The 22,638-nt window shown below is 69.9% G+C and carries 22 protein-coding genes and 2 tRNA genes; 14 read left to right on the top strand and 10 right to left on the bottom strand.

Annotated features, from left to right (window positions below; genetic code table 11):
* Positions 1–79: 79 nt before the first annotated feature.
* The gene (locus ACIOC0_RS09020) at positions 80–628 is read right to left on the bottom strand and encodes a DNA-binding protein (protein WP_130439115.1); all 549 of its coding nucleotides are present in this window, start codon (positions 626–628) and stop codon (positions 80–82) included.
* Positions 629–812: 184 nt separating this feature from the next.
* Here ACIOC0_RS09020 and ACIOC0_RS09015 point away from each other — a divergent pair.
* Positions 813–885, top strand: a tRNA-Ala gene (locus ACIOC0_RS09015).
* A gap of 375 nt (positions 886–1,260) precedes the next feature.
* Positions 1,261–1,875: a hypothetical protein gene (locus ACIOC0_RS09010; protein ID WP_402153935.1), complete on the top strand. Its 615-nt coding sequence runs from the start codon at positions 1,261–1,263 to the stop codon at positions 1,873–1,875.
* 138 nt (positions 1,876–2,013) lie between these two features.
* Here ACIOC0_RS09010 and ACIOC0_RS09005 read toward each other — a convergent pair whose 3' ends face one another.
* Complete coding sequence (locus ACIOC0_RS09005) at positions 2,014–2,715, bottom strand: DUF5324 family protein (RefSeq protein WP_402153933.1); 702 nt, start codon at positions 2,713–2,715, stop codon at positions 2,014–2,016.
* Positions 2,716–3,070: 355 nt separating this feature from the next.
* Between ACIOC0_RS09005 and ACIOC0_RS09000 the strand changes: the two genes are divergently transcribed.
* A complete protein-coding gene (locus ACIOC0_RS09000) occupies positions 3,071–3,598 on the top strand; it encodes a peptidylprolyl isomerase (RefSeq protein ID WP_402153931.1) in 528 nt (175 codons plus the stop codon).
* Positions 3,599–3,737: 139 nt separating this feature from the next.
* The gene (locus tag ACIOC0_RS08995; RefSeq protein ID WP_402153929.1) at positions 3,738–4,631 is read left to right on the top strand and encodes a rhomboid family intramembrane serine protease; all 894 of its coding nucleotides are present in this window, start codon (positions 3,738–3,740) and stop codon (positions 4,629–4,631) included.
* Positions 4,632–4,898: 267 nt separating this feature from the next.
* Here ACIOC0_RS08995 and crgA read toward each other — a convergent pair whose 3' ends face one another.
* The gene (crgA, locus tag ACIOC0_RS08990; protein ID WP_402153927.1) at positions 4,899–5,153 is read right to left on the bottom strand and encodes a cell division protein CrgA; all 255 of its coding nucleotides are present in this window, start codon (positions 5,151–5,153) and stop codon (positions 4,899–4,901) included.
* A 141-nt stretch (positions 5,154–5,294) separates the two neighbouring features.
* Here crgA and ACIOC0_RS08985 point away from each other — a divergent pair, with 141 nt between their 5' ends.
* From ACIOC0_RS08985 to ACIOC0_RS08960, 6 genes are read left to right on the top strand one after another with little or no spacing between them, the layout of a single operon-like run.
* A complete protein-coding gene (locus tag ACIOC0_RS08985; protein ID WP_402153926.1) occupies positions 5,295–6,083 on the top strand; it encodes a DUF881 domain-containing protein in 789 nt (262 codons plus the stop codon).
* Positions 6,084–6,138: 55 nt separating this feature from the next.
* Complete coding sequence (locus tag ACIOC0_RS08980; RefSeq protein ID WP_402153924.1) at positions 6,139–6,894, top strand: class E sortase; 756 nt, start codon at positions 6,139–6,141, stop codon at positions 6,892–6,894.
* A 16-nt stretch (positions 6,895–6,910) separates the two neighbouring features.
* The gene (locus ACIOC0_RS08975; protein ID WP_207228764.1) at positions 6,911–7,108 is read left to right on the top strand and encodes a hypothetical protein; all 198 of its coding nucleotides are present in this window, start codon (positions 6,911–6,913) and stop codon (positions 7,106–7,108) included.
* Positions 7,105–7,743 carry an aminodeoxychorismate/anthranilate synthase component II gene (locus tag ACIOC0_RS08970; protein ID WP_130439097.1) on the top strand — a complete coding sequence of 213 codons (639 nt, stop codon included), beginning with the start codon at positions 7,105–7,107 and terminating at the stop codon, positions 7,741–7,743. The genes ACIOC0_RS08975 and ACIOC0_RS08970 overlap by 4 nt, the downstream gene beginning before the upstream one ends.
* A complete protein-coding gene (locus ACIOC0_RS08965) occupies positions 7,662–8,801 on the top strand; it encodes a class E sortase (protein WP_402154370.1) in 1,140 nt (379 codons plus the stop codon). The genes ACIOC0_RS08970 and ACIOC0_RS08965 overlap by 82 nt, the downstream gene beginning before the upstream one ends.
* Before the next feature lie 6 nt (positions 8,802–8,807).
* Positions 8,808–9,569, top strand: a complete 762-nt coding sequence (locus ACIOC0_RS08960; RefSeq protein ID WP_402153922.1) for a class E sortase — start codon at positions 8,808–8,810, stop codon at positions 9,567–9,569.
* A gap of 93 nt (positions 9,570–9,662) precedes the next feature.
* Here ACIOC0_RS08960 and pknB read toward each other — a convergent pair whose 3' ends face one another.
* The 6 genes from pknB to ACIOC0_RS08930 all read right to left on the bottom strand — a co-directional run bounded on the left by pknB (position 9,663) and on the right by ACIOC0_RS08930 (position 17,828).
* On the bottom strand, positions 9,663–11,663 hold the full coding sequence (gene pknB, locus ACIOC0_RS08955; RefSeq protein ID WP_402153920.1) for a Stk1 family PASTA domain-containing Ser/Thr kinase: 2,001 nt from the start codon (positions 11,661–11,663) through the stop codon (positions 9,663–9,665).
* Positions 11,664–11,832: 169 nt separating this feature from the next.
* Positions 11,833–13,305: a peptidoglycan D,D-transpeptidase FtsI family protein gene (locus ACIOC0_RS08950; protein ID WP_402153918.1), complete on the bottom strand. Its 1,473-nt coding sequence runs from the start codon at positions 13,303–13,305 to the stop codon at positions 11,833–11,835.
* Complete coding sequence (locus ACIOC0_RS08945) at positions 13,302–14,750, bottom strand: FtsW/RodA/SpoVE family cell cycle protein (RefSeq protein ID WP_402153916.1); 1,449 nt, start codon at positions 14,748–14,750, stop codon at positions 13,302–13,304. Before ACIOC0_RS08945 ends, ACIOC0_RS08950 begins: the two co-directional genes overlap by 4 nt.
* 27 nt (positions 14,751–14,777) lie before the next feature.
* On the bottom strand, positions 14,778–16,295 hold the full coding sequence (locus ACIOC0_RS08940) for a Stp1/IreP family PP2C-type Ser/Thr phosphatase (protein WP_402153914.1): 1,518 nt from the start codon (positions 16,293–16,295) through the stop codon (positions 14,778–14,780).
* Between the two features lie 140 nt (positions 16,296–16,435).
* Positions 16,436–16,954 (bottom strand): FHA domain-containing protein, encoded by a 519-nt coding sequence (locus tag ACIOC0_RS08935; protein ID WP_130439085.1) that lies wholly within the window; start codon positions 16,952–16,954, stop codon positions 16,436–16,438.
* A gap of 10 nt (positions 16,955–16,964) precedes the next feature.
* Positions 16,965–17,828, bottom strand: a complete 864-nt coding sequence (locus ACIOC0_RS08930) for a DUF3662 and FHA domain-containing protein (protein ID WP_130439083.1) — start codon at positions 17,826–17,828, stop codon at positions 16,965–16,967.
* A gap of 523 nt (positions 17,829–18,351) precedes the next feature.
* Here ACIOC0_RS08930 and ACIOC0_RS08925 point away from each other — a divergent pair.
* From ACIOC0_RS08925 to ACIOC0_RS08910, 4 genes are all read left to right on the top strand, one after another.
* Positions 18,352–18,435, top strand: a tRNA-Leu gene (locus ACIOC0_RS08925).
* A 195-nt stretch (positions 18,436–18,630) separates the two neighbouring features.
* Positions 18,631–20,109 carry a DUF2252 domain-containing protein gene (locus ACIOC0_RS08920; protein ID WP_402154368.1) on the top strand — a complete coding sequence of 493 codons (1,479 nt, stop codon included), beginning with the start codon at positions 18,631–18,633 and terminating at the stop codon, positions 20,107–20,109.
* Between the two features lie 141 nt (positions 20,110–20,250).
* Complete coding sequence (locus ACIOC0_RS08915; protein ID WP_402153912.1) at positions 20,251–21,048, top strand: hypothetical protein; 798 nt, start codon at positions 20,251–20,253, stop codon at positions 21,046–21,048.
* A gap of 77 nt (positions 21,049–21,125) precedes the next feature.
* Complete coding sequence (locus ACIOC0_RS08910; RefSeq protein WP_130439574.1) at positions 21,126–21,455, top strand: rhodanese-like domain-containing protein; 330 nt, start codon at positions 21,126–21,128, stop codon at positions 21,453–21,455.
* An 18-nt stretch (positions 21,456–21,473) separates the two neighbouring features.
* Here ACIOC0_RS08910 and ACIOC0_RS08905 read toward each other — a convergent pair whose 3' ends face one another.
* Positions 21,474–22,610, bottom strand: a complete 1,137-nt coding sequence (locus tag ACIOC0_RS08905) for an acyl-CoA dehydrogenase family protein (RefSeq protein WP_402153910.1) — start codon at positions 22,608–22,610, stop codon at positions 21,474–21,476.
* Positions 22,611–22,638: the final 28 nt, after the last annotated feature.

The raw sequence follows: 22,638 nt of genomic DNA, 5'->3' as shown, positions 1-22,638 counted from the left end.
GGTCCCCCGTCCCGCTTCGCGGTCCCCCGCGCTGTGTCACGCCCGGTCGCCGAACCCCCTTCGGCCGCCGGGGCGCGGCTCAGCTCTGGTGGGACTGGTAATGCGAGACCGCGTCCGAGGTGCGGCCGGCCCCGTACACCCGGAGGAACTCTGCCAGTTCCGGGTGGGTGGTGGCGAGGCTGTCGGCGGCATCGATGATGTCGCCGGCGGCGGCCACCGAGCGCAGCAGCGACTGGATCTCGCGGACGACCCGCTTGACCGTGGGCGCCCCCGAACCGCTCGTCGTGTGCGTGGTGTTGTTGAGTACCGATCCCCCTTGCGACCTCTTGATCTCGTCCATGCGGTCGGTGGCCTCGGCGGCGCTGACGCTGCCGTCCGCGACCTGGGCGGCCAACTCCTGCAGCAGCTGCACCCGTTGCACCACCGCAGGGTTGCCGATCTTCGCCCGCTGGCCGCTCATCAGCTGCGACAGCATCGGCGCGGACAGTCCCAGCACCCCCGCGAGACGAGCCTGGTTGAGACCAAGATCGTCGATGAGCTTACGGAAGAGCGCCCCCAGCGGCTCCCCGTACCAGTTCCGCTGCAGTTCCCGCGCTCTTGCGGTGGCTTCCTGCTGTGCGGCGTCCATGTGCGTCTCCCCATCGCTTCCCCAAAAAACGGCGGTTCGCTGTAGCGAACCACGCCGAGCATCTTACGGAGAGTGGTCATCCGTGGGGACCCCCAATCTTTTTGCGGGATACGGGGGGTGACCCGGTACTCTGGTCAGCGGCGCCCACCGGTGAGAGGTCTTTCCGGTCGGACGCTTCTGTTCCGGGGCCTTAGCTCAGTTGGTAGAGCGCTGTCTTTGCATGGCAGATGTCAGGGGTTCGACTCCCCTAGGCTCCACATCTCCAGAGCCCTCCCGACCTGTGGAAACGCAGGGAGGGAGGGCTCTTCTTGTTGGGCCCCGTGAGTGCCGCCGGCGTCTGCGCATCCCAGGACGGCATCCCAGGGTCTTCTGTTTCCGCAGGTCGGCAGGGGTGGGATGGTTCCACCGTCCCGGGTGGGGCGGCAGCTGTTGCCGGGGGTTCCGGGCGTCCTGGAATCTGTGGACGTCGCACCGGCCGAGGCGGCACGAACTCCTCGCCGGCCGTACGACGACGACCACCCTGCGCCTGTGCACCGGGACACCTCTGTGCCAGGGAGGCGTTCGGCGCCTCGCGCCACCCGACGCCCGACGCAGGGACCACCCGCGTTCGGATCAGAGAAGGAAGCCACGACATGAACAGGAACATTTCCGCCCGCCGTCGCCCGGTCCGCGGCACGGCCGTCGCCGCCGGCCTCGTCCTGGCCCTCGGTCTGGGTTCGGCGGCGCAGGCCTCCGCCTCCGGACTGCGGACCGAAGGGGGCAAGGCCGGCGTCTCCGCCCCCTCCACCCCGCTCTCCGACTCGGGGACGACGCTGTCCGGTCGCCAGATGATGCGGGTGCTGAAGTCCCTGCTGCCCAAGGGCGGCAAGATTTCCGACGCGCAGAGCCAGGAAGGCTACGCCGCAGTGGTCTGGGACGACGGACGTGGAAAGAGCATGATCGGGGTGAACTCCCAGACCGACATGGGCGACGTCCTCGACGGGCGCATGGGCTGCGAGGGCCAGTACATCGAGTGCCAGGCCCTGACCCTCGCCGACGGCACCAAGGTGAAGCGGGCCAAGCGGGCGTCCGAGAAGGGTGGCTCCGCCGTGGTGTGGCTGGTCGACACCCTCCACCCCGACGGCCGCCGGGTCATCGTCCAGGAGGTGAACTCCTACGTCGAGGGCGGCCCGGTGACGCGGCCGCAGCCCCCGCTCACGCTCGACCGCCTCCAGACCATCGCGCTCGACTCCCGGTGGGCCGGCTGACCTGATCGCCGCCCGGGCGCGATGTGTTGACGAGCCGTCATCGGACGACCGGGACGCGTCCCGCCGTGTGACCGAGGAAGCCCCTCCGTCGGCGAACCACCGGCGGAGGGGCTTCCTCGGTTGTTTCACGTGAAACGCTCAGCTGCGGTCCTCGCGGTGCGCAGCCTCCTCCTCGGCTTCCTTGGCCTGGACCTCGGGGTCCAAGGCGGCCGGGTCGGTGCCGTCGATCGAGGACAGACCGCCTGCGGCGGAGACCTCGGTGGCGGCGGGGGGCTCGACCAGCCAGTCGGGGTTGGCCTGCTTGTCCCACCACTTCCAGACGGCGAAGGCGCCTCCGGCCACGACGCCGGCCACGGCCAGGGCCTTGGCCAGCTTGCCCGCCCGGGAGCGGCGCCGGTGCTTGCGCGTCAACTTCTCGATCTCCTTCGGCGTCACCTGGCCGCGCAGTGCGGCCAGCGCGGCGACGCTTCGGGAGGCTGCTTCGTCCTTCACGGGCCCGGCCGCGGCTACCGCCTGTTCGATCTTCGGCCGGGAGTAGTCGGCGGCCTGCCGGGCGGCAAGGCGCGTACGGAGCGCCGCTTCATGAGCGGCCTTGTCGACCTTCGGCGGGACGTACGCCCACGCCTGGTCAAGGCGGGGCGCGACATGGGCGTCGTACTGAACGCGGGCCTGTTCTGCGGCCTGCGACACCTTGGGCGCGAGCCGTACGCGGGCCTCATGCGCATAGAGCGCGGCCCTCTCCTTGGCCGTGTCGGCGTAAGGCGCCACCACTTCCGCGGCGTGCAGCACGCTGTCCTTCGCCGAGCCGGTCGCGGCGCGCACGCTGTCGATGCGGGTCACGGGTTCCTCCTCCTCGGTGGCGTACGGTATTTCGACTTTCCACCCTTTTCCGGATCATGCCTGCCGACAGCCGCCGAGGCACGCCCGGACGGGCAGACGAGTGCCGAACGTCCCGAGTTTTCTTGATCGGGTGCAAGAACGGGTGAACAAGACAGGGTGAATACGGGACAACGGGAGCTTCTCGTCGACAATGCCATGGATCGGCGTCGCCCGCTCCCGTCCCGGGAGACTCGGGCGCAATTCCGTACCGGAAGAGACCCTTTCCCGACGCGAGAGGGACGTCGGGCGACGTAGGCCCCGGCCCGTGCGAGGATGCGAGGATCGAGGGATCACAGGAAGCAACGGAAGGCAGATCGTGGCCGAGCAGCTGTACGCCACCCTGAAGACCAACCAGGGTGACATCGTGGTCCGGCTCTTCCCGGACCATGCCCCCAAGACGGTCCAGAACTTCGTCGACCTCGCCACCGGCGGCCGCGAGTGGACCCACCCCGCCACCGGCGAGAAGTCCACGGGCAGGCTGTACGACGGCACGGTCTTCCACCGGGTGATCAGCGGGTTCATGATCCAGGGCGGTGACCCGCTGGGCAACGGCACGGGCGGCCCCGGATACCAGTTCGAGGACGAGTTCCACCCGGACCTGCGCTTCGACAAGCCGTACCTGCTGGCCATGGCCAACGCAGGGCCGGGCACGAACGGCTCCCAGTTCTTCATCACCGTCTCGCCGACGGCCTGGCTGAACCGCAAGCACAGCATCTTCGGCGAGGTCAGCGACCCGGCCAGCCAGAAGGTCGTCGACACGATCGTGGGCGCGCAGACCAACCCGCGCACCGACCGCCCGCTCAACGACGTCGTCATCGAGACGGTCGTCATCGAGAAGCGCTGACGGCAGGACACGCGCCGCGCTTCCCGGAGGCCGTCGCGGGAACCATTTGCCCCGCTCGTCCGTATGGATGGGCGGGGCAAAGCCCTGCGTACGACGCTCCGCACACCGCGTTTCGCACACGATGACGTTGGGGGACCCCATGGATCAGGCGCCGGGCAGCCGGCAGGACGGCGACGCCCACAGCGCGCTGCCCGTCTGCTACCGCCACGCGGACCGTGAGACCGGCGTGCGCTGCACCCGCTGCGAGCGCTCCATCTGCCCTGAGTGCATGGTCAGCGCCTCCGTCGGCTTCCAGTGCCCGGAGTGCGTGCGGGGAGGATCGGGCACGGGGCACGCGCCGACGGCGAACCAGCCCCGCACCCTGGCCGGCGGCGCGGTCGCGGCCGACCCCCGGCTGTTGACCAAGATCCTCGTCGGGATCAATCTCGCGGTTTTCCTCGTAGGCCAGATCCGTCCTTCGTTCCTGGACAAGCTGGTCCTGATCGGCCAGTGGCCGCCGGCTCCGTTCACGCCCGTGGACGGCGTCGCCGAGGGACAGTGGTATCTGCTGTTCACCTCGATGTTCGCGCACGAGGCGATCTGGCACATCGCGTTCAACATGATGAGCCTGTGGTGGCTCGGCGGCCCCCTCGAAGCAGCGCTCGGCAGGGTGCGCTATCTCGCGCTCTACCTGATCTCGGGTCTGGCCGGCAGCGCCCTGACCTATCTGATCGCGGCACCGGACCAGGCGTCACTCGGAGCCTCCGGCGCTATCTTCGGCCTCTTCGGCGCCACCGCCGTCCTGATGCGCCGGATGCGCTATGACATGCGGCCGATCATCGCCCTGCTGGTGATCAACCTGATCTTCACCTTCGGGTGGGGCAACATCGCCTGGCAGGCCCACATCGGCGGCCTGGTCGCCGGTGTCGTCATCGGTTACGGCATGGTGCACGCACCCCGCGAGCGCCGTGCCCTGGTGCAGTTCGGCACCTGTGCGCTGGTACTGGCCGCGGTCGTCGTGATGACCCTGGTGAGGACCAGCCAGCTCACCTGAGCGCTCTGTTTCCACAGTGTGGCCGATCTTGTGCACAGTGTGTGTGAACAACTGTGCCCCCTGTCACCGACCCGGTATTCGCGCAGGTCAGGCAGGGGGCGAACAGTGTTGCCGAGGCCGGTGTGTCAGTCGTACCGGCGTCAACCCTCGACGGGTTATCCACAGATCGTCTTTCTTTTCCCCAGGCGAGGTGTGGAAATCTCCCGGAGCTGTGGATAACTCAGCGAACAGTCGTGGGCAGAGGTGCCCGGAAGGCTGCTCCCTGGCCTACTTCCACTGGGTGGAGACGCCGAAGCCGGCGGCGATGAAGCCGAAGCCGACCACGATGTTCCAGTTGCCCAGCTGGTCGATGGGCAGCGATCCGTCGGTCACGTAGAACACGACGATCCAGGCCAGCCCGATGAGGAACATCGCCAGCATCACCGGCGCGACCCAGGCACGGCTGTTCAGCTTGATCGTGGCCGTCTGCTTCGCGGGCGGCGGCGTGTAGTCGGCCTTCTTGCGGATACGTGACTTCGGCACGAGGGTCTCTCCTGTCGATGCGCTGCGTGGCCGCGCAGGGTACTGGGTCGGGCTCGGGGCAGCGTACAAGGGGACTCTGAGCGCTCCCCCGGGCGTCCGTTAGCGTAGTGCTTCTACGGCGCCGAAGGAGATAAGGGTACGTTGAGCAATTCTGCCGACTCCCCCAGGACGGGTCCAACGGGTTCCGCCCCCGCCCGTCGCTCCCGTTTCCGGCCGGTACGGGTCCTCACGGCAGGCGTCTTCGCCCTCGCCGGACTCCTCTTCTTCACGAGCTTCAACACCGCCAAGGGCACCGACATCCGCACGGACACCTCGCTGCTGAAGCTGTCCGACCTCATCCAGGAGCGCAGCCGCAAGAACGGCGAGCTGGACGAGTCCAACGCGACCCTGCGCGAGGACGTCGACTCGCTGGCCGAGGCGGACGACGGCCGGACCACGGCCGAGGACGAGAATCTGGCCCGGCTGGAGGGCCAGGCGGGCACCCAGAAGGTCAAGGGCGAGGCGGTCACGGTCACCCTCAACGACGCCCCGCCGAACGCCACCGCCAAGCTCCCCGGCTATCCCGAGCCGCAGCCCGACTACCTCGTCATCCACCAGCAGGACCTCCAGGCCGTGGTGAACGCCCTCTGGAAGGGCGGCGCCCAGGGAATCAAGGTCATGGACCAGCGGCTGATCTCCACCAGCGCGGTGCGCTGCGTGGGCAACACCCTGATCCTCCAGGGCCGCGTCTACTCCCCGCCCTACAAGATCCAGGCCGTCGGGGACCCCGACAAGCTCCAGCAGGCGCTCGCCGACTCCCCGACCATCCAGAACTACATGGTGTACGTCAACGTCTACGGCCTCGGCTGGAAAGTCACCGAGGACGGACCGGTGACTCTGCCCGGCTACTCGGGCACAGTGGACCTGCACTACGCGAAGCCAGTGGAGTAGCCGGAACGCCGCAGGGGCCGGGCCGGCCGGAGCAGCCGCCCAACGGGAGCCGCCGGTGCGCGTGATCGTCCGGACCGTCAGCGAACTGTGCGTCACCGTCGGCGCCGTGATCCTCCTCTTCGTCGTCTACGTGATCTTCTGGACGGGCGTGAAGGCCGACCGCGTCATGGACGGCCAGATCGAGGAACTCCAGAAGCAGTGGGCCCACCAGCAGCCGGCGACTCCGCCCGGCGCCGGCGTGGATCCGTCCGGCACGGACGCCGTCCCGGCAGTCACCGTGACTCCGCATGCCACTGCGAACTCCCGTGCCACCGCCGCCCCCGCGCAGCCTGTCCCGTACCGGGCCGGCAAGGCTTTCGCGATCATGTACATACCGCGGCTTGGTTTCACGTGGAACAAGCCGGTGCTCGAAGGCACCACGACGAGCACCCTGAAGAAAGGGCTGGGCCACTACGCGGGCACCACGGGGCTCGGGCAGCCGGGGAACTTCTCCATCGCGGGCCACCGCCGCACCTACGGCGACCCCTTCAAGGACTTTCCCGAGCTCAGACGGGGGGACGCGGTCGTCCTGACCGACGGCGCGACCTGGTTCACGTACCGGATCGACCGGGGGCCCTACAAAACCGTTCCGACGGACGTCGAGGTGATCGACCCTGTGCCACGTAAGTCCGGGTATACGCGCCCCGGACGCTATCTGACGTTGACGACGTGCGACCCCGAGTGGGGGCACAGTCACCGGCTGATCGTCTGGGCGCACCTCGACTCCACACAGCCCGTGGAGGCAGGCGAACCCGAGGCTCTGCGCCGCTAGTCTGGTGAGGTACGGCGTGAGTCTGGTGCCGTGGTGCGACGGAAGGGACGGCATGTACGGCTGGATCTGGCGGCATCTGCCGGGAAACGCGTTGATCAGGGCGCTGATCTCGATCGTGCTGATTCTGGCCGTCGTCTACGTCCTCTTCCAGTACGTCTTTCCGTGGGCCGAACCGCTGCTTCCCTTCAACGATGTGACGGTGGACAACCAGTGAGCGCGCGCATCCTCGTCGTGGACAACTACGACAGCTTCGTCTTCAACCTGGTCCAGTACCTGTACCAGCTGGGCGCGCAGTGCGAGGTCCTGCGCAACGACGAGGTGTCGACGGCACACGCCCAGGACGGTTTCGACGGCGTCCTGCTCTCCCCGGGCCCCGGCGCTCCGGAGCAGGCCGGCGTCTGCGTCGACATGGTGCGCCACTGCGCGACGACCGGCGTGCCCGTCTTCGGCGTCTGCCTGGGCATGCAGTCGATGCAGGTGGCGTACGGCGGGGTGGTGGACCGCGCACCCGAGCTGCTGCACGGCAAGACCTCGCTGGTCGAGCACAACGGCAAGGGCGTCTTCGCGGGCCTGCCGACGCCGTTCACGGCGACCCGCTACCACTCCCTGGCGGCCGAGCCGGCGACCGTGCCGGCCGAGCTGGAGGTCACCGCCCGTACGCGGGACGGGATCGTCATGGGCCTGCGCCACCGTGAACTGCCCGTCGAGGGCGTCCAGTTCCACCCCGAGTCGGTGCTCACCGAGCACGGGCACCGGATGCTGGCCAACTGGTTGGTGGAGTGCGGGGACCAGGGCGCGGTGACGAGGTCGGCGGGGCTCGCCCCGGTGGTGGGCAGGGCCACGGCGTGACCGCGCTGCGCCCCGAGCGCGAGGAGCTGTACGGGAGCGGATCGCCGTACCTGCCTCCCCTGGACGATGAGACGGTGGCGCTGCGCATCCCGCGGCCGTCCGACCCCGGGTTCGGTGGCGACTCCTCGTCCGCGTCTGCGGGCCCGACCGCCGCTCCGCCTTCCGGAACCCCGGCGGGCGGCCGCGCGGCCCGCAGAAAGGCCGCCAAGGCCCGCCACGGCCGCCACGGCGGCGCTGCGGCACCGGTCGCAACAGCCGGACCGGCGGGGCGGGACGGAGAAGGCAAGGGAGCCCGGGACGGGGCCCGGCACGGCGCGCGTCAGGAGGCCCGGCCTGAGCGGCAGCTCTCCCGGGTGGAGGCCCGCCGTCAGGCACGGGCGCGCAAGCCCAGCGCCGCCGTGCTCGCCAGCCGGGTGATCGGCGAGGTGTTCATCACCGGCGGTGTGCTGATGCTGCTGTTCGTCACCTACCAGCTGTGGTGGACGAACGTGCGCGCGCACGCACAGGCGGACCGGGCGGCGAGCAGCCTCCAGGACGACTGGGCGAACGGCAAGCGCAACCCGGGGGCCTTCTCGCCGGGACAGGGCTTCGCCATCCTGCACATCCCCAGGCTGGACGTCGTCGTGCCGATCGCCGAGGGCATCAGCAACAAGAAGGTGCTCGACAAGGGCATGGTCGGCCACTACGGCGAGGACGCCCTGAAGACGGCCATGCCGGACGCCAAAACCGGCAACTTCGGGCTCGCGGGCCACCGCAACACCCACGGCGAACCCTTCCGCTACATCAACAGGCTGCAGCCGGGCGACGCGATCGTCGTCGAGACGCAGAACGACTACTTCGTCTACAAGATGACGTCGTCGCTGCCGGTGACTCCGCCGAGCAACGTGAGCGTCCTCGAACCCGTCCCGCCGGACTCCGGATTCACCGGCCCGGGACGCTACATCACCCTCACGACATGCACGCCGGAGTTCACCAGCAAGTACCGGCTGATCGTCTGGGGCAAGATGGTCGAGGAACGGCCGCGCAGCAAGGGCAAGCCGGATGCGCTCATCCAGTAGGGGCAGATGAACGTGGCAGCGACCACCGAGGACACCGAGCACGAAGAGCACACCGGCGCGACCGCGTCACCGCGCGAGCCTCGGCGTCGTGGTCGCGGCCGGATCGCCCTGGCGGTCAGCGTCTTCGGCGAACTCCTCATCACGGCCGGGCTGGTGCTCGGCCTTTTCGTCGTCTACTCGCTGTGGTGGACGAACGTCCTCGCCGACCGCAAGGCGGACCGGCAGGGCGACAAGGTCCGCGACACCTGGGCCCGGCCGGACACCGGCCCGGGCGCTCTCGACACGGGTGAGGGCATCGGCTTCCTGCACGTGCCGGCCATGAACAACGGCGAGGTGCTGGTCGAGAAGGGCACCTCCTCGAAGATCCTCAACGACGGGGTGGCCGGCTACTACACCGACCCCGTCAAGGCCGCGCTCCCGATGACCGGCAAGAACGGCAACTTCTCCCTGGCCGCCCACCGCGACGGCCACGGCGCCAAGTTCCACAACATCGACAAGCTCGACGTCGGCGACCCGATCGTCTTCGAGACGCGGGACAACTGGTACGTCTACAAGGTGTACGGCGTGCTCCCCGAGACGTCGAAGTACAACGTCGAGGTCCTCGGCGCGGTCCCCGAGGAGTCGGGGAAGAAGAAGGCCGGCAAGTACATCACCCTGACGACCTGCACGCCGGTCTACACGAGCCGCTACCGGTACGTGGTGTGGGGCGAGCTGGAACGGGTCGAGAAGGTCGACGCGGACCGCACGCCGCCCGCGGAACTGCGCTGACCGGAGGAACTCCGCAGGACGGCGCCGGGGACATGACGCAGGGCCCTGCCGGAGGTGATCCGGCAGGGCCCTGCGTCATGTCGCGGCGGACGGTTATCCGTTGTTGCCGCCGAAGAAGGAGATCCCGCCGTTGTCCCCGTTGCCGTTGTCGCCGTTCCCACCGCCGCCACCGCCGTTGCCGCCGATGGTGAACAGGTTGACCGGGGTGCCCTTGTTGACGGTGGTTCCCGCGCCGGGGTCGGTGCCGACGACGATCGCGTTGTCGTCGTTGGCCCCGTTGACGTTGCCGACGCTCAGCCCGAGGTCCTCCAGGGCCTTCCTGGCGTCCTTCACCTTCTGGTTCTGCAGGTTGGGCACCTGGACCTGGGTGCTCTTGCCGACCTGGATCTGGACCGTCGATCCCTTGGAGAGCTTGGAGTTGGCCTGCGGGTTCGTCTGGATGACCTTGCCGACCTGGTTGGGGTCCTGGGTGTCGACCTCGACGCAGTTGCCGACCAGGTTGTTCTGCTGCATCTGAGACTTGGCGGCGTCACACGACGCGCCGAGCACGTCGGGCACCGTCGCCTTGTCCTCCGCCTTGGCGATGGTGAGGGTGATCGTGGTGCCCTTCTCCACCTCGGTGCCGAGGTCCGGGTCCTGCCTGAGGACCTTGCCGGGCTCCTCCGTGGAGATCTCTTCCTTGGTCTTGACGTCGAACTGGTACTTGTCGTCCTCCAGCTCCGCCTTGGCCTCGTCCAGGGTCTTGCCGAGGACACTCGGCACGGCCACCTTCGGAGCGCCGGTGGAGACCACCAAGTTCACCGTGTCGCCCTTGTTGACGTTCGCGCCGGCCACGGGGTTCTGCTCGCAGACGCTGCCCTTGGGCTGGTTCTCGCAGGGCTTCTCGGTGGTCGTCAGCTTCAGCTCGACGTTCTTCGCCATCGTCTGGGACTGCGTCAGGGTCTGGCCGACGAAGTTCGGGGTCTTGAACGGCTGGTCCTTGGCGCCGTCGCCGTCGACCACCCACTTGCCGATCAGGACCGCGCCGACCAGCACCAGCGCCGCCGCGACGACCAGCAGGATCGTCGAGGCGTTGGACTTCTTCTGCCGGCGCCGGGCGGGACGGTCGTCGTAGCCGAAGCCGCCGTCGTCCGGGTTCATCGGGGGCAGCATCGAGGTGGCGCCGGCGTCCGCGGAGCGCATGGCCGTGGTGGCCTGGTCGTCCGGGTAGCCGCCGTAGCCGACCGAGCCCATCGCCGCCGTCGCCGCGACCGGCTGGCCGTCGAGGCAGGCCTCGATGTCGGCGCGCATCTCGTCGGCGGACTGGTAGCGGTAGTTCGGGTCCTTGACCAGGGCCTTCAGGACGATGGCGTCCATCTCGGCCGTGATCTCGGGATCGAAGACGCTGGGCGCCTGCGGCTCCTCGCGGACGTGCTGATAGGCCACGGCCACCGGGGAGTCGCCCACGAACGGCGGGCGGACCGTCAGCAGCTCGTAGAGCAGACAACCCGTCGAGTACAGGTCCGACCGGGCGTCGACCTGCTCGCCCTTGGCCTGCTCCGGGGAGAGGTACTGGGCTGTGCCGATCACGGCCGCGGTCTGCGTCATCGTCATGCCGGAGTCGCCCATGGCGCGGGCGATGCCGAAGTCCATCACCTTGACCTGGCCGTTGCGCGTCAGCATGACGTTCGCCGGCTTGATGTCGCGGTGCACGATGCCGCTGCGGTGGGCGTACTCCAGGCCCTGGAGGATGCCGATGGTCATCTCCATGGCGCGCTCCGGCAGCAGCTTGCGGCCGGAGTGCAGCAGCTCACGGAGCGTGGAGCCGTCGACGTACTCCATGACGATGTACGGGATCGACACGTTGTCGATGTAGTCCTCGCCCGTGTCGTAGACCGCCACGATCGCGGGATGGTTGAGCGAGGCGGCCGACTGGGCCTCCCGGCGGAACCGGGCCTGGAAGGAAGGGTCGCGCGCGAGGTCGGCGCGCAGCGTCTTCACCGCCACGGTGCGGCCCAGGCGCGTGTCATGCGCGAGGTATACCTCGGCCATGCCACCACGGCCGAGCACGTGGCTCAGCTCGTACCGGCCGCCGAGGCGACGCGGCTCTTCCATAGCTACCTACCAGCCCTCTCCGTCGGTCCCGACCGGCACACGTGTGCGGTCGAAGGCTGCCGTCCGGGCATACCGTACCCGGACGGCGGTGCGTGACCTGGCCAAGCCCGTCACCCGATACAGGACCGGTATCGCAACGTGCACCGATGCGTAGGCGACGTGATCGGGGTCACTTCTTGCTGTCGATGACTGCTTTCATCACGTCCCTGGCGATCGGACCGGCCAGACCGCCGCCGGTGATGTCGTCACGGTTGGCGGATCCGTCCTCGACGACCACCGCCACCGCGACCGGCGCGCTGCCGTCGGGAAGCATCGCGTAGGAGATGAACCACGCGTACGGCTTCTCGCTGTTGTTGAGGCCGTGCTGGGCCGTGCCGGTCTTGCCGCCGACCTTCACCCCGGGGATCTTCGCCTTGCCGCCGGTGCCCTGCGGGTCGTTGACGACCGTCTCCATCATGTCGCGGAGCTTCTGCGCGGTCTCCGGGGACACGGCCTGCGAGAGCTGCTCGGGCTGGGTCGTCGTCAGGGTGTCCAGGTCCGGCGCCTTGAGCTGGTCGACCATGTACGGCTTCATCAGCTTGCCGTCGTTGGCGACCGCGGAGGCGACCATGGCCATCTGCAGCGGGGTGGCGCGGTTGGAGGCCTGGCCGATGCCGTCCAGGGCGTTCTGCGGCTGGTTGTCCTCGGGGTACACGCTCTGGGCGGCGCGGACCGGGGTGTCCAGCTCCTTGTTGTTGTAGCCGAACTTGGCCGCCTGCTCGATCATCTTCTCGTTGCCGACCTCGTGGGCCATCTTCGCGAAGACGGTGTTGCAGGACACCATGAGCGCGTAGCGCAGGTTGGCGTTCTCACACTCGCCGTGCTCGTTGGTGAGCGGCGTGGACGTCTGCGGGAGCTTGTAGGGGTCCGGGGCGTCGGTCGGGTCGTCGATGCCCTTGACCACGCCGTTCTCCAGCGCGGCGGCCGCGGTGACCACCTTGAAGGTGGAACCCGGCGGGTACGTCTCGCGCAGCGCCCGGTTGAGCGTCGGGTCGTCGGGGTTGTTCTTCTTCTGGACCGCGTTCCAGGCCTTCTCGTCCGCCTTGGACGTCCCGGCGAACTTCGACGGGTCGTACGACGGTGTGGAGACCAGCGCGAGGATCTTGCCGGTGGACGGCTCGATCGCGGCGACGGCGCCCTTCTTGTTGCCCAGGCCCTCGAACGCGGCCTTCTGCGCGGCGCCACTGAGGGTGGTGACGACGCTGCCGCCCGCCTTCTCCTTGCCCGTGAGCATGTCGAGCGTGTTGCGGAAGAACAGCCGGTCGTCGGTGCCGGTCAGGAAGTCGTCCTCGAGCTTCTCCAGCTGGTTGGCGCCGAAGGCCTGGGAGGAGTAGCCGGTCACCGGCGCCCACATGGCGCCGTTCGTCCAGGTGCGCTTGAACTTGTAGTCGCCGCTGGTGGTCTCGACCGAGCCGGTGATGGCCTTGCCGTCGACGATGATGTCGCCGCGCGGGGTGGCGTAGCGCTCGATGTTGACGCGGCGGTTCTCGCTGTCGTCGGCGAGGGAGTCGGCCTTGACGTACTGCAGGTAGTTGACGCGGATGAGCAGGGTCAGGACCAGCAGTCCGCAGAAAACCGCGATCCGGCGCAGGGGCTTGTTCATGACGGGCGGACCACCTGGGTCATCTCGGCGTCGGGGTTGGAGGTGGGGGCCGGGGCCGGTCGGCGCGCGGTGTCGCTGATCCTGATCAGGATGCCGATCAGCGCCCAGTTGGCGATGACGGAGGAACCGCCGTACGCCAGGAACGGCATCGTCATACCGGTGAGCGGGATGAGGCCCATCACACCGCCGGCGACGACGAACACCTGGAGGGCGAAGGCGCCGGAGAGGCCGATGGCGAGCAGCTTGCCGAACGGGTCGCGGGCGGCGAGGGCGGTGCGCACGCCGCGCTCCACGATCAGGCCGTACAGCAGCAGCAGCGCCATGACGCCGGCCAGGCCCAGCTCCTCGCCGAAGGTGGCGAGGATGAAGTCGGAGTTGGCGGCGAAGCGGATCAGCTCGGAGTGGCCCTGGCCCCAGCCGGTGCCGAGGGTGCCGCCGGAGCCGAACGCCCACAGCGCCTGCATGGCCTGCTCGGAGTGGACGACACCGTCCTGAACGGCGGCGCGGCTGAGCTCGTACTCGTGCATCGGGTCGAGCCAGGCCTGCACACGGGTCTGGATGTGCGACTCGAAGCTCGCCACGCCGACCGCGCCGACCGCGGACATCAGCAGACCGAAGACGATCCAGCTGGTCCGCTCGGTGGCGACGTACAGCATGATCACGAACATGCCGAAGAAGAGGAGCGAGGTGCCGAGGTCGGTCTCGAAGACCAGGATCAGGATGGAGATCGCCCAGACCACGATGATCGGGCCGAGGTCGCGGCCGCGCGGCAGGTACAGGCCGAGGAAGCGGCGGCTGGCCAGGGCGAGCGCGTCGCGTTTGACCATGAGGTAGCCGGCGAAGAACACCGCGAGGGCGATCTTCGCGAACTCACCGGGCTGGATGGTGAAGCTGCCGATCTGGATCCAGATCTTGGCGCCGTAGACGTTCAGGCCGAGGCCCGGGACCAGCGGGAGCAGCAGCAGGACCAGCGCGACGACCATGGAGATGTAGGTGTAGCGCTGGAGGACCCGGTGGTCCTTGAGGAAGATGATGACGGCGACGAACAGGGCGATGCCGAGCGCCGTGTACATCAGCTGCCGTGGCGCGGCGCCACCTGCCTGCTTGATCTGCTGGAGCAGCTTCGACTGGTCCAGCCGCCAGATGGCGACCAGCCCGAGCCCGTTCAGCAGGGTCGCCAGGGGCAGCAGCAGCGGGTCGGCGTACGGGGCGAACCTGCGCACCACGAGGTGGGCGACTCCGGCCAGCAGGCCGAGGCCCAGGCCGTAGGCGAGCAGCCCGGACGGGACCTGCTCGTTGATCGCGAGGCCCACGTTGGCGTAGGCGAACACCGGGATGACGACGGCGAACACCAGCAGCGCGAGCTCGGTGTTGCGCCGGCTCGGGGTGCCGATGGAGCCGATCGTGGACGTGTGGTGCGTCGGCGAGTTGGTTGTACTGCTCATGGTGTGACGGGGCCTCTCACGGCTTGCCTACTGCTTACCGCACAGCGAGACGACCTTCTGCTCTTCCTCCGAGAGGCTGGGGCCGGGGCTGGGAGTGGCGGTCGCGGATGCGGACGGGGACGCGGACACCGAAGGGCTCGGTGTCGCCTTGGACGTGAGGGAGGAGGGAGTGGTTCCCTTGGCCTCGCCCGTCTTGGCGCTGCTACGGGCGGCGGGCGAGGCCGCCTGCTTCTTGCACGCGGCGGCCTGGACGGCCAGTTCGTCGATCTTCTTGCTGGCCGTGGACAGGTTGCCCTCGGCGATCGTGGCCTCGACCAGCTTGCGCTGGTACTCGGGGAGGTACTTGAGTTCGATCTCGGGGTGGTCCTTCTCGACCTTCGAGAGCGAGACCCACGCGAGGTCCTGGCTGATGCCCCGGTACAGCGCGACGTGCTCGCCCTTGGCGCCGACGTAGTACTGGGTCTGCGTCCAGCGCCAGCCGCCGTACAGCCCGCCGCCGATGACGGCGAGCGCGAGGCCGCCGTACAGGGATCTCTTCAGCCACCGGCGGCTCTTGCGGGGCTTGACGAAGTCGTCGTCGGCGTAGTCGCCGAAGCCGTCGGTGGGGATGAAGCCGGTGATGTCGTTGCCGGAGCCGGGCGGGCCGAATTCGCCGCCGCCCTGCCCCTGGCCGCGGCTGTGGCGGCCCTGACGGCCGAGGCCGGAGGCGCGGCCGGCCGGGGTCTGCATGATGCCGTTGTCGTGCAGCTGGTTCTGGTTCTCGGCGACCGCGCCGACCACGACCGGGGTGTCCGACAGATGTCCGGCCAGAGTGTCGCCGGTGTCCAGGTCGAGGACGTCGGCGACGATGACGGTGATGTTGTCGGGCCCGCCGCCGCGCAGCGCGAGCTGGATCAGCTCCTGCACGGTCTCCTGCGGTCCCTGGTAGCTGGCGAGAGTGTCCTCGAGCGTCTGGTGGGAGACCACGCCGGACAGGCCGTCGGAGCAGATCAGATAGCGGTCGCCGGCCCTGACCTCGCGGATCGACAGGTCGGGTTCGACGTGCTCGCCGCTGCCCAGCGCACGCATCAGCAGGGAGCGCTGCGGGTGGGTGGTGGCCTCTTCCTCGGTGATCCGGCCCTCGTCGACCAGGCGCTGCACCCAGGTGTGGTCCTGGGTGATCTGGGTCAGCAGGCCGTCGCGCAGCAGGTACGCGCGCGAGTCGCCGACGTGCACCAGGCCGAGCCGTTGACCGGTCCACAGCAGGGCGGTCAGCGTCGTGCCCATGCCTTCGAGCTGTGGGTCCTCCTCGACCAGGGAGCGCAGCTGGTCGTTGGCGCGCTGGACGGCCGTACCGAGCGAGGTGAGGACGTCGGAGCCGGGGACGTCGTCGTCGAGGGCGACGATGGTGGAGATGGCCTCGGAGGAGGCGACCTCGCCGGCGGCGGCGCCGCCCATGCCGTCGGCGATGGCGAGCAGACGCGGACCGGCGTAACCGGAGTCCTCGTTGCCCTCCCGGATCATCCCCTTGTGCGATCCGGCGGCGAAGCGCAGTGACAGACTCATGCGCACCTCGCCCGTCGGCCCCGGGTACAGCCGGTCGTGTCGAGCCACACTGCCCACCCTCCGGTCGGGAGCGCGCCGGGGCCCGGGGTGCCGGCCGCCGCCGCGTGCTCGCTCCGCTCGCGCTCACTCATGATGTAGCACTACTTCCGCAGCTCGATGACTGTCTTGCCGATACGGATCGGCGCGCCCAGCGGGATCGGTGTGGGAGTCGTCAGCCGCGTCCGGTCGAGGTACGTGCCGTTGGTGGAGCCGAGGTCCTCGACGATCCACTGGCCGTCGCGGTCCGGGTAGATCCTGGCATGGCGGCTGGAGGCGTAGTCGTCGTCCAGCACGATGGTGCTGTCGTGGGCGCGGCCCAGCGTGATGGTCTGGCCCTGGAGCGCGACGGTCGTGCCGGTGAGGGTGCCCTCGGACACGACGAGCTTCGTCGGGGCGTTGCGGCCCCGGCGGCCGCCGGAGGCGGGCTGCTGGCGCTGCTGCGGGGGCGCCTGGCGTTGGGCGGCCTGCTGCTGCGGGCGTGCGGCCTCCCGGCGCGAGCCGCGCTGGGTGACACGCGTACCGAACAGGTCGCTGCGGATGACCTGCACGGCCACGATCACGAACAGCCACAGTACGGCCAGGAAACCCAGCCGCATGACCGTGAGGGTCAGCTCTGACATTGCCCCCGCTTCACCCTTCGGCTTGCCGGTAAATGATGGTGGTGCTGCCCACGACGATCCGCGAGCCGTCGCGGAGCGTAGCGCGGGTGGTGTGCTGCCCGTCCACCACGATGCCGTTGGTGGATCCGAGATCCTGGATCGTCGAGGGCGTTCCGGTCCGGATCTCGCAGTGCCGGCGGGAGACGCCGGGGTCGTCGATCCGCACGTCGGCCTCGGTGCTGCGGCCCAGCACGAGCGTCGAGCCGGAGATCTGGTGGCGGGTGCCGTTGATCTCGATCCAGTGGCGGGTGCGCGAGCCGGGCGCCGGGGCGCCGGCCGGGCCGCCGCCGGACCGCTGACCGCCCGCGGCGGGCGGGTAGCCGTAGCCGCCGGGACGGCCGCCGGGCGGCGGTGAGGACGGCATGGGGGGAGCGGCGGACGCGCCTGCGGGCGGGTAGCCGTAGCCGCCGGGGCGCTGCCGGCCGGCGGCGGGCGCGCTCTCGGGCGCCTGCTGGCTGCTGGAGGAGGCGAGCGTACGGCTGCGCACCCGGTACAGGCCGGTGTCGAGGTCGTCCGCCTTCTCGAGGTTGACCTTGATCGGCCCCATGAAGGTGTAGCGCTGCTGCTTGGCGTAGTCGCGCACCATGCCGGCGAGTTCGTCGCCGAGCTGGCCGGAGTAGGGGCTGAGCCGCTCGAAGTCCGGTGTGCTCAGCTCCACGATGAAGTCGTTGGGCACGACGGTGCGGTCGCGGTTCCAGATCGTCGCGTTGTTGTCGCACTCCCGCTGGAGCGCTCCCGCGATCTCCACGGGCTGGACCTCGGACTTGAACACCTTGGCGAAGGTGCCGTTGACCAGACCCTCGAGGCGCTGCTCGAACTTCTTCAGGACTCCCATGGGGCACCTCCTCCGTCGCTGGTACTGCTGTCCCGCGTCCTGCTGCTTACCTGGTACTGCTTACTGATCGTATCCACGCGCCGGTGAATCGGCTGGTTCCCCCTGTCGGCCCCGCCGACAGGTGTCGACGGGGGCCTCGGCACCCGCCTCGGCGTCGGTGGCACCTCGGCTTCCGCTTCGGCTCCTCGCCTCGGCTTCCGTTTCCGCTTCCGCCTCGGCTTCCGCGTCCGCTTTCGCGTCGGCTTCCGCGTCGGCTTCCGCCCAGGATCGTAGAGGCGGCTGAGGACCAGTGTCCCGCACCCGACTGTGGACCTCGGCCTTCTCCCGGGGAGACGGTCGCCATAGGTGCGAGGTTGATACGAGAACCGGGCGTCGCCGAGACGTAGGGGGGTGCCGCGCGCTGTCCTGCGGTGTCCCCTGCCCGGGAAGAAGGGATGTGAACGCACCCTTCCCCCCGTGCTAATGTTCTGCATGTCGGAAGGCGGCGGGCCGAAAAGCCCACGAGCTCGAGGACACACCCAATGCGCGGGTGGCGGAATAGGCAGACGCGCTGGATTCAGGTTCCAGTGCCCGCAAGGGCGTGGGGGTTCAACTCCCCCCTCGCGCACAGCTGGAAGCCCCGCAGGTCTCGGACCTGCGGGGCTTTCGCATGTCCGGGACCGGTCGGAGGGCGTGAGGTATCTCACGGATTGGCGTCGTCCGTGCGTTCACGAAGTTGTCCACAGGTCTGACGGGTTTCGGCCAGCGGCTGTACGGTCGGCACGAGTTGATGTTCGGTGCGGGTGCGCGGGAGGCGGTCGTGATGACCGAGGCCGGGGTCGGCGGTGCCGCGGGTGCGGCTGCGGGCGCGGGAGTTGTGGGCGCGAATGATGCGGGGGCGGCGGGTTCCACCGGCGGTGGCCGGCTTCCCCCGGTGCGCGGGTTCGCGCAGTGGCCCTCTGCCGGGTCGCCCAAGGCCGAGGGCAAGGCACTCAGGGAGCGGGTGGCGCGCGCCGCGCACGCGGGACTGGACACCGACGCCTCCCGGCCGAGCGCGGTGGAGGCGGTCGAGGAGTCCAACCGGGGCCGTCTGCCCGAGCTGACGCCGATAAGGGTGGGCAGAATGGCGGCCACGCCCTTCGCGTTCCTGCGCGGCTCGGCCGGCCTCATGGCCCACGACCTCGCCCGTACCCCCATGACCGGCGTCCGCGCCCAGATCTGCGGTGACGCCCACGCGGCCAACTTCGGCCTGTACGGCGACGCCCGCGGTGATCTCGTCATCGACCTGAACGACTTCGACGAGACGGTGCACGGCCCCTGGGAGTGGGACCTCAAGCGGCTCGCTGCCTCCCTGGTGCTCGCGGGCCGGGAGGCCGGCGCCGACGAGGACACCTGCCGCAAGGCCGCTCATGACGCCGCTGGCGCCTACCGCCGCACCATGCGTCTGCTGGCCAAGCTGCCCGCGCTGGACGCGTGGAACGCCATCGCCGACGAGGAGTTGGTCTCCCACGCCGACGCCCATGACCTGCTGGGCACCCTGGAGCGGGTGTCCCGGAAGGCGCGGGCCAACACCAGCGGGCGGTTCGCGGCGAAGTCGACCGAGCCGACCGCGGAGGGCGGGCACCGCTTCGTCGACGCTCCGCCGGTGCTGCGGCGCGTGCCGGACGGTGAGGCGGCCGCGGTGGCGGTCTCCCTGGAGGCTTATCTGACCACGGTGCCGGAGGACCGCCATCCGCTGCTGGCCAGGCACGCGGTGCACGACGTCGCCTTCCGCGTCGTCGGCACGGGCAGCGTGGGCACGCGGTCCTACGTCGTGCTGCTGCTGGACCACCGCGGCGAGCCGCTGGTCCTCCAGGTGAAGGAGGCGCGGGCCTCCGCCCTGGTCCCGCATCTGCTGACCGCCGGCTTCGACGTGCCGGACGTCGACCACGAGGGGCGCCGGGTGGTCCTCGGCCAGAAGCGGATGCAGGTCGTCAGCGACGTGCTGCTGGGCTGGACGACGGTCGAGGGGCGGCCGTACCAGGTACGCCAGTTCCGCAACCGCAAGGGCAGCGTCGATCCCGCCGCCCTCTCGGCCGACGAGGTCGACGACTACGGCCGGATGACGGGCGCGCTCCTGGCCCGCGCCCACTCCCACAGCGCCGACCCCCGCCTGCTCGCCGGCTACTGCGGCAAGAACGAGGAACTCGACGAGGCCGTCGCGACGTTCGCCGTCGCCTACGCCGACCGTACGGAAGCCGATCACGCGGACCTGGTGCAGGCGATCAGGGAGGGACGGATCGCGGCGGAGACGGGGGTGTGAGGCAGAGGGAGCGGGCCTTCGCCGGCGTGAGGCGTGGGGGCCCGGCAGGCGCCGGCGTGAGGCGTCGGGGTGTCCCGCAGGCGCCGGTGTGGGTGGGCCTGGGCTTCCGTGGGGGGCTCCCGCTTGGCCTACGCTGGTCCGGTGACGACCCCCGAAGCTGAGCAGGCGCGGCCCGAGGAGCGGCTGGAGCAGGCCGTGCGGGCCGCTGAGCAGGCGCTGATCGAGTTCGAGATCGCGGTGGAGACCTTCCGCGTCGAGGTCGAGAACTTCTCGCGGCTCCACCACCAAAGACTCGGTCCCATGTACGCCAGGCTCGACGAGCTGGAGGCGCAGATAGCCGAGGCGAAGGCGGAACGCAGCGGCGATCCCGAGGATCGGCGCAAGGCGGCCGAGGCGCGGGCCCGGGTGCTGCCGATGCCCGGCGTCGAGGAGCTGTTCCACGGCTGGATGGACGGACAGGGGCTGTTCGACGAGGCCGCGGCGATGCTCACGGACCAGTCGGTGCGGCCCCCGGAGCGGGTGCGCCCCAGCGACGAGGTCCGCAAGCTGTACCGGGAGCTGGCCCGCAAGGCGCACCCCGACCTGGCGCAGGAGGACGCGGAGCGGGCGCGGCGCGAGGAGTTCATCACCCGCGTCAACGCCGCCTACGCCCGCGGTGACGAGAGCCTGCTGCGTGAGCTGGCCGAGGAGTGGGCGGCCGGGCCGGTGCCGCCGGAGCGGCGTCCGAGCCCGAGCGAGGAGCTGTACGCCCGCCTCGAATGGCTCGCGGAGCGCAAGGAGATGCTGGCGCTGGTCGCACGCGAGCTGGAGGACAGTGCGATCGGCTCGATGCTGCGACTGGCCCCGGAGGACCCCGACCGCCTGCTCGACGAGATCGCCGACCAGCTGCTGGCCGAGGTCGCGAAGAGGGAGGCCGAGCTGGCGGGGCTGGCCGGGTAGCACCGTGCGGTGGAGTCGGCGGGGCTGCCCGGGTGGCGGCGTCCGGTAGCGTCGGGGCCATGAGTTTCGGAGCAGGTGTGCCCACGGTCGAGGTCGGCGACGTCAAGGACGGCGACTTCCTGCTGGACGTCCGTGAGGACGACGAGTGGAAGGCGGGCCACGCCGAAGGGGCGCTGCACATCCCCATCAGCGAGTTCGTCGCCCGGTACGGCGAGCTGACCGAGGCGGCACCCCAGGACGGGCGGGTCCATGTGATCTGCCGCTCCGGTGGCCGGTCGGCCCAGGTCACCATGTATCTCGTGCAGCAGGGCATCGACGCCGTGAACGTCGACGGCGGCATGCAGCACTGGGCCGCCGCCGGCCGTCCGGTCGTCACCGACGAGGACCAGCCGGGCTTCGTCCTCTGACGGGAGCCGCGGCGGTGTTCAGCCGAGGGGGTGGGCGGCCAGCAGGTCGCCGAGGGTCTCCTCGTGGGCCGCGGCCGGGCCGAGGGACAGCTCCAGGTGCTTGGCCCAGGCGTGGTAGCGGTGCAGAGGGTAGTCGACGTCCGCGCCGAAGCCGCCGTGCAGATGCTGCGCGGTCTGCACCACGCGCCGTACGCCCTCCGAGGCCCAGATCTTGGCCACGGCGATGTCGCCGGCGGCGGGCAGCGCTCCGGACGCGCCTGAGGTGAGCCGCCAGGCGGCCTGCCACAGGGTGACCTCCATCGCGCGCAGGTCGATGTAACGGTCGGCCGCCTGTACGGCGACCGCCTGGAACGTGGCGATCGGATGCCCGAACTGCTCTCTTTTGGTGGCGTAGTCGCTCGTCATCGCCAGTACACGCTCGCCCAGTCCGAGCGCCATCGCGCAGGTCCCGGTGGTCAGCAGGGCGCGCAGCTCCTCCCAGGCGCCGTCGGCGGTGATGACGTGCCGGGCGGGGATCCGGGCGGAGTCGAGGCGCAGTTCCCCGAGCCGTTCGCCGGTGGTGGAGATCTGTTCGGCGAGCGCGCTGCCCTCGTGTCCGTGGGGGACCAGGGCGAGAACGCTGCGGTCGTCGCCGGTACGTGCGGGGACGAGCACGAAGTCGGCGTCGTAGGCCCACGGCACCGCCGTCTGCACTCCGTCCAGCAGCCAGGCGTCCCCGTCCTGCCGTGCGGTGACGGCGAGTTCGGCCGCGTCATGGCCGGTGCGGCCGTGTGCGGCGACGGTCAGGACGACCTCGCCGCGGACGGCCCGGGCGAGCAGCTCGGCCTGTGCCTCGGCGGTGCCGTGGGCCTGTACGGCCGCCGCGGCCGCGCTGCTCTCCAGGAGCGGCACCCGCGCCAGCGACTTCGCCGACTCGCGCAGCACCAGGCAGAGGGCGACGGCGTCCAGGCCGGCCCCGCCGTACTCCTCGTCGAGCAGCAGGCCGAGCAGGTCCGTGCCGGCGAGCTTCTCCCAGAGCGCGCGGTCGAAGTGGTCGGCGACGGCTCCGCCCCTGGTGAGCGCGGGGCTGGGGACGCCGTCGGGGGCGACGTCGGCGAAGACTCCCCGCGCGGCCTCGGCCGCCGCCTGCTGCTCCTCGGTGAAGGTGAAGTCCACGGCCTGTCCTCCCGACGGGTCAGCTGAT

It is taken from the genome of Streptomyces sp. NPDC088254 (genome assembly GCF_044740925.1).
In the GTDB taxonomy this organism is placed as follows: Bacteria; Actinomycetota; Actinomycetes; order Streptomycetales; family Streptomycetaceae; genus Streptomyces.
Note: the sequence above shows the minus strand (reverse complement) of the source record. Positions and strands in the feature narration are given on the sequence as shown.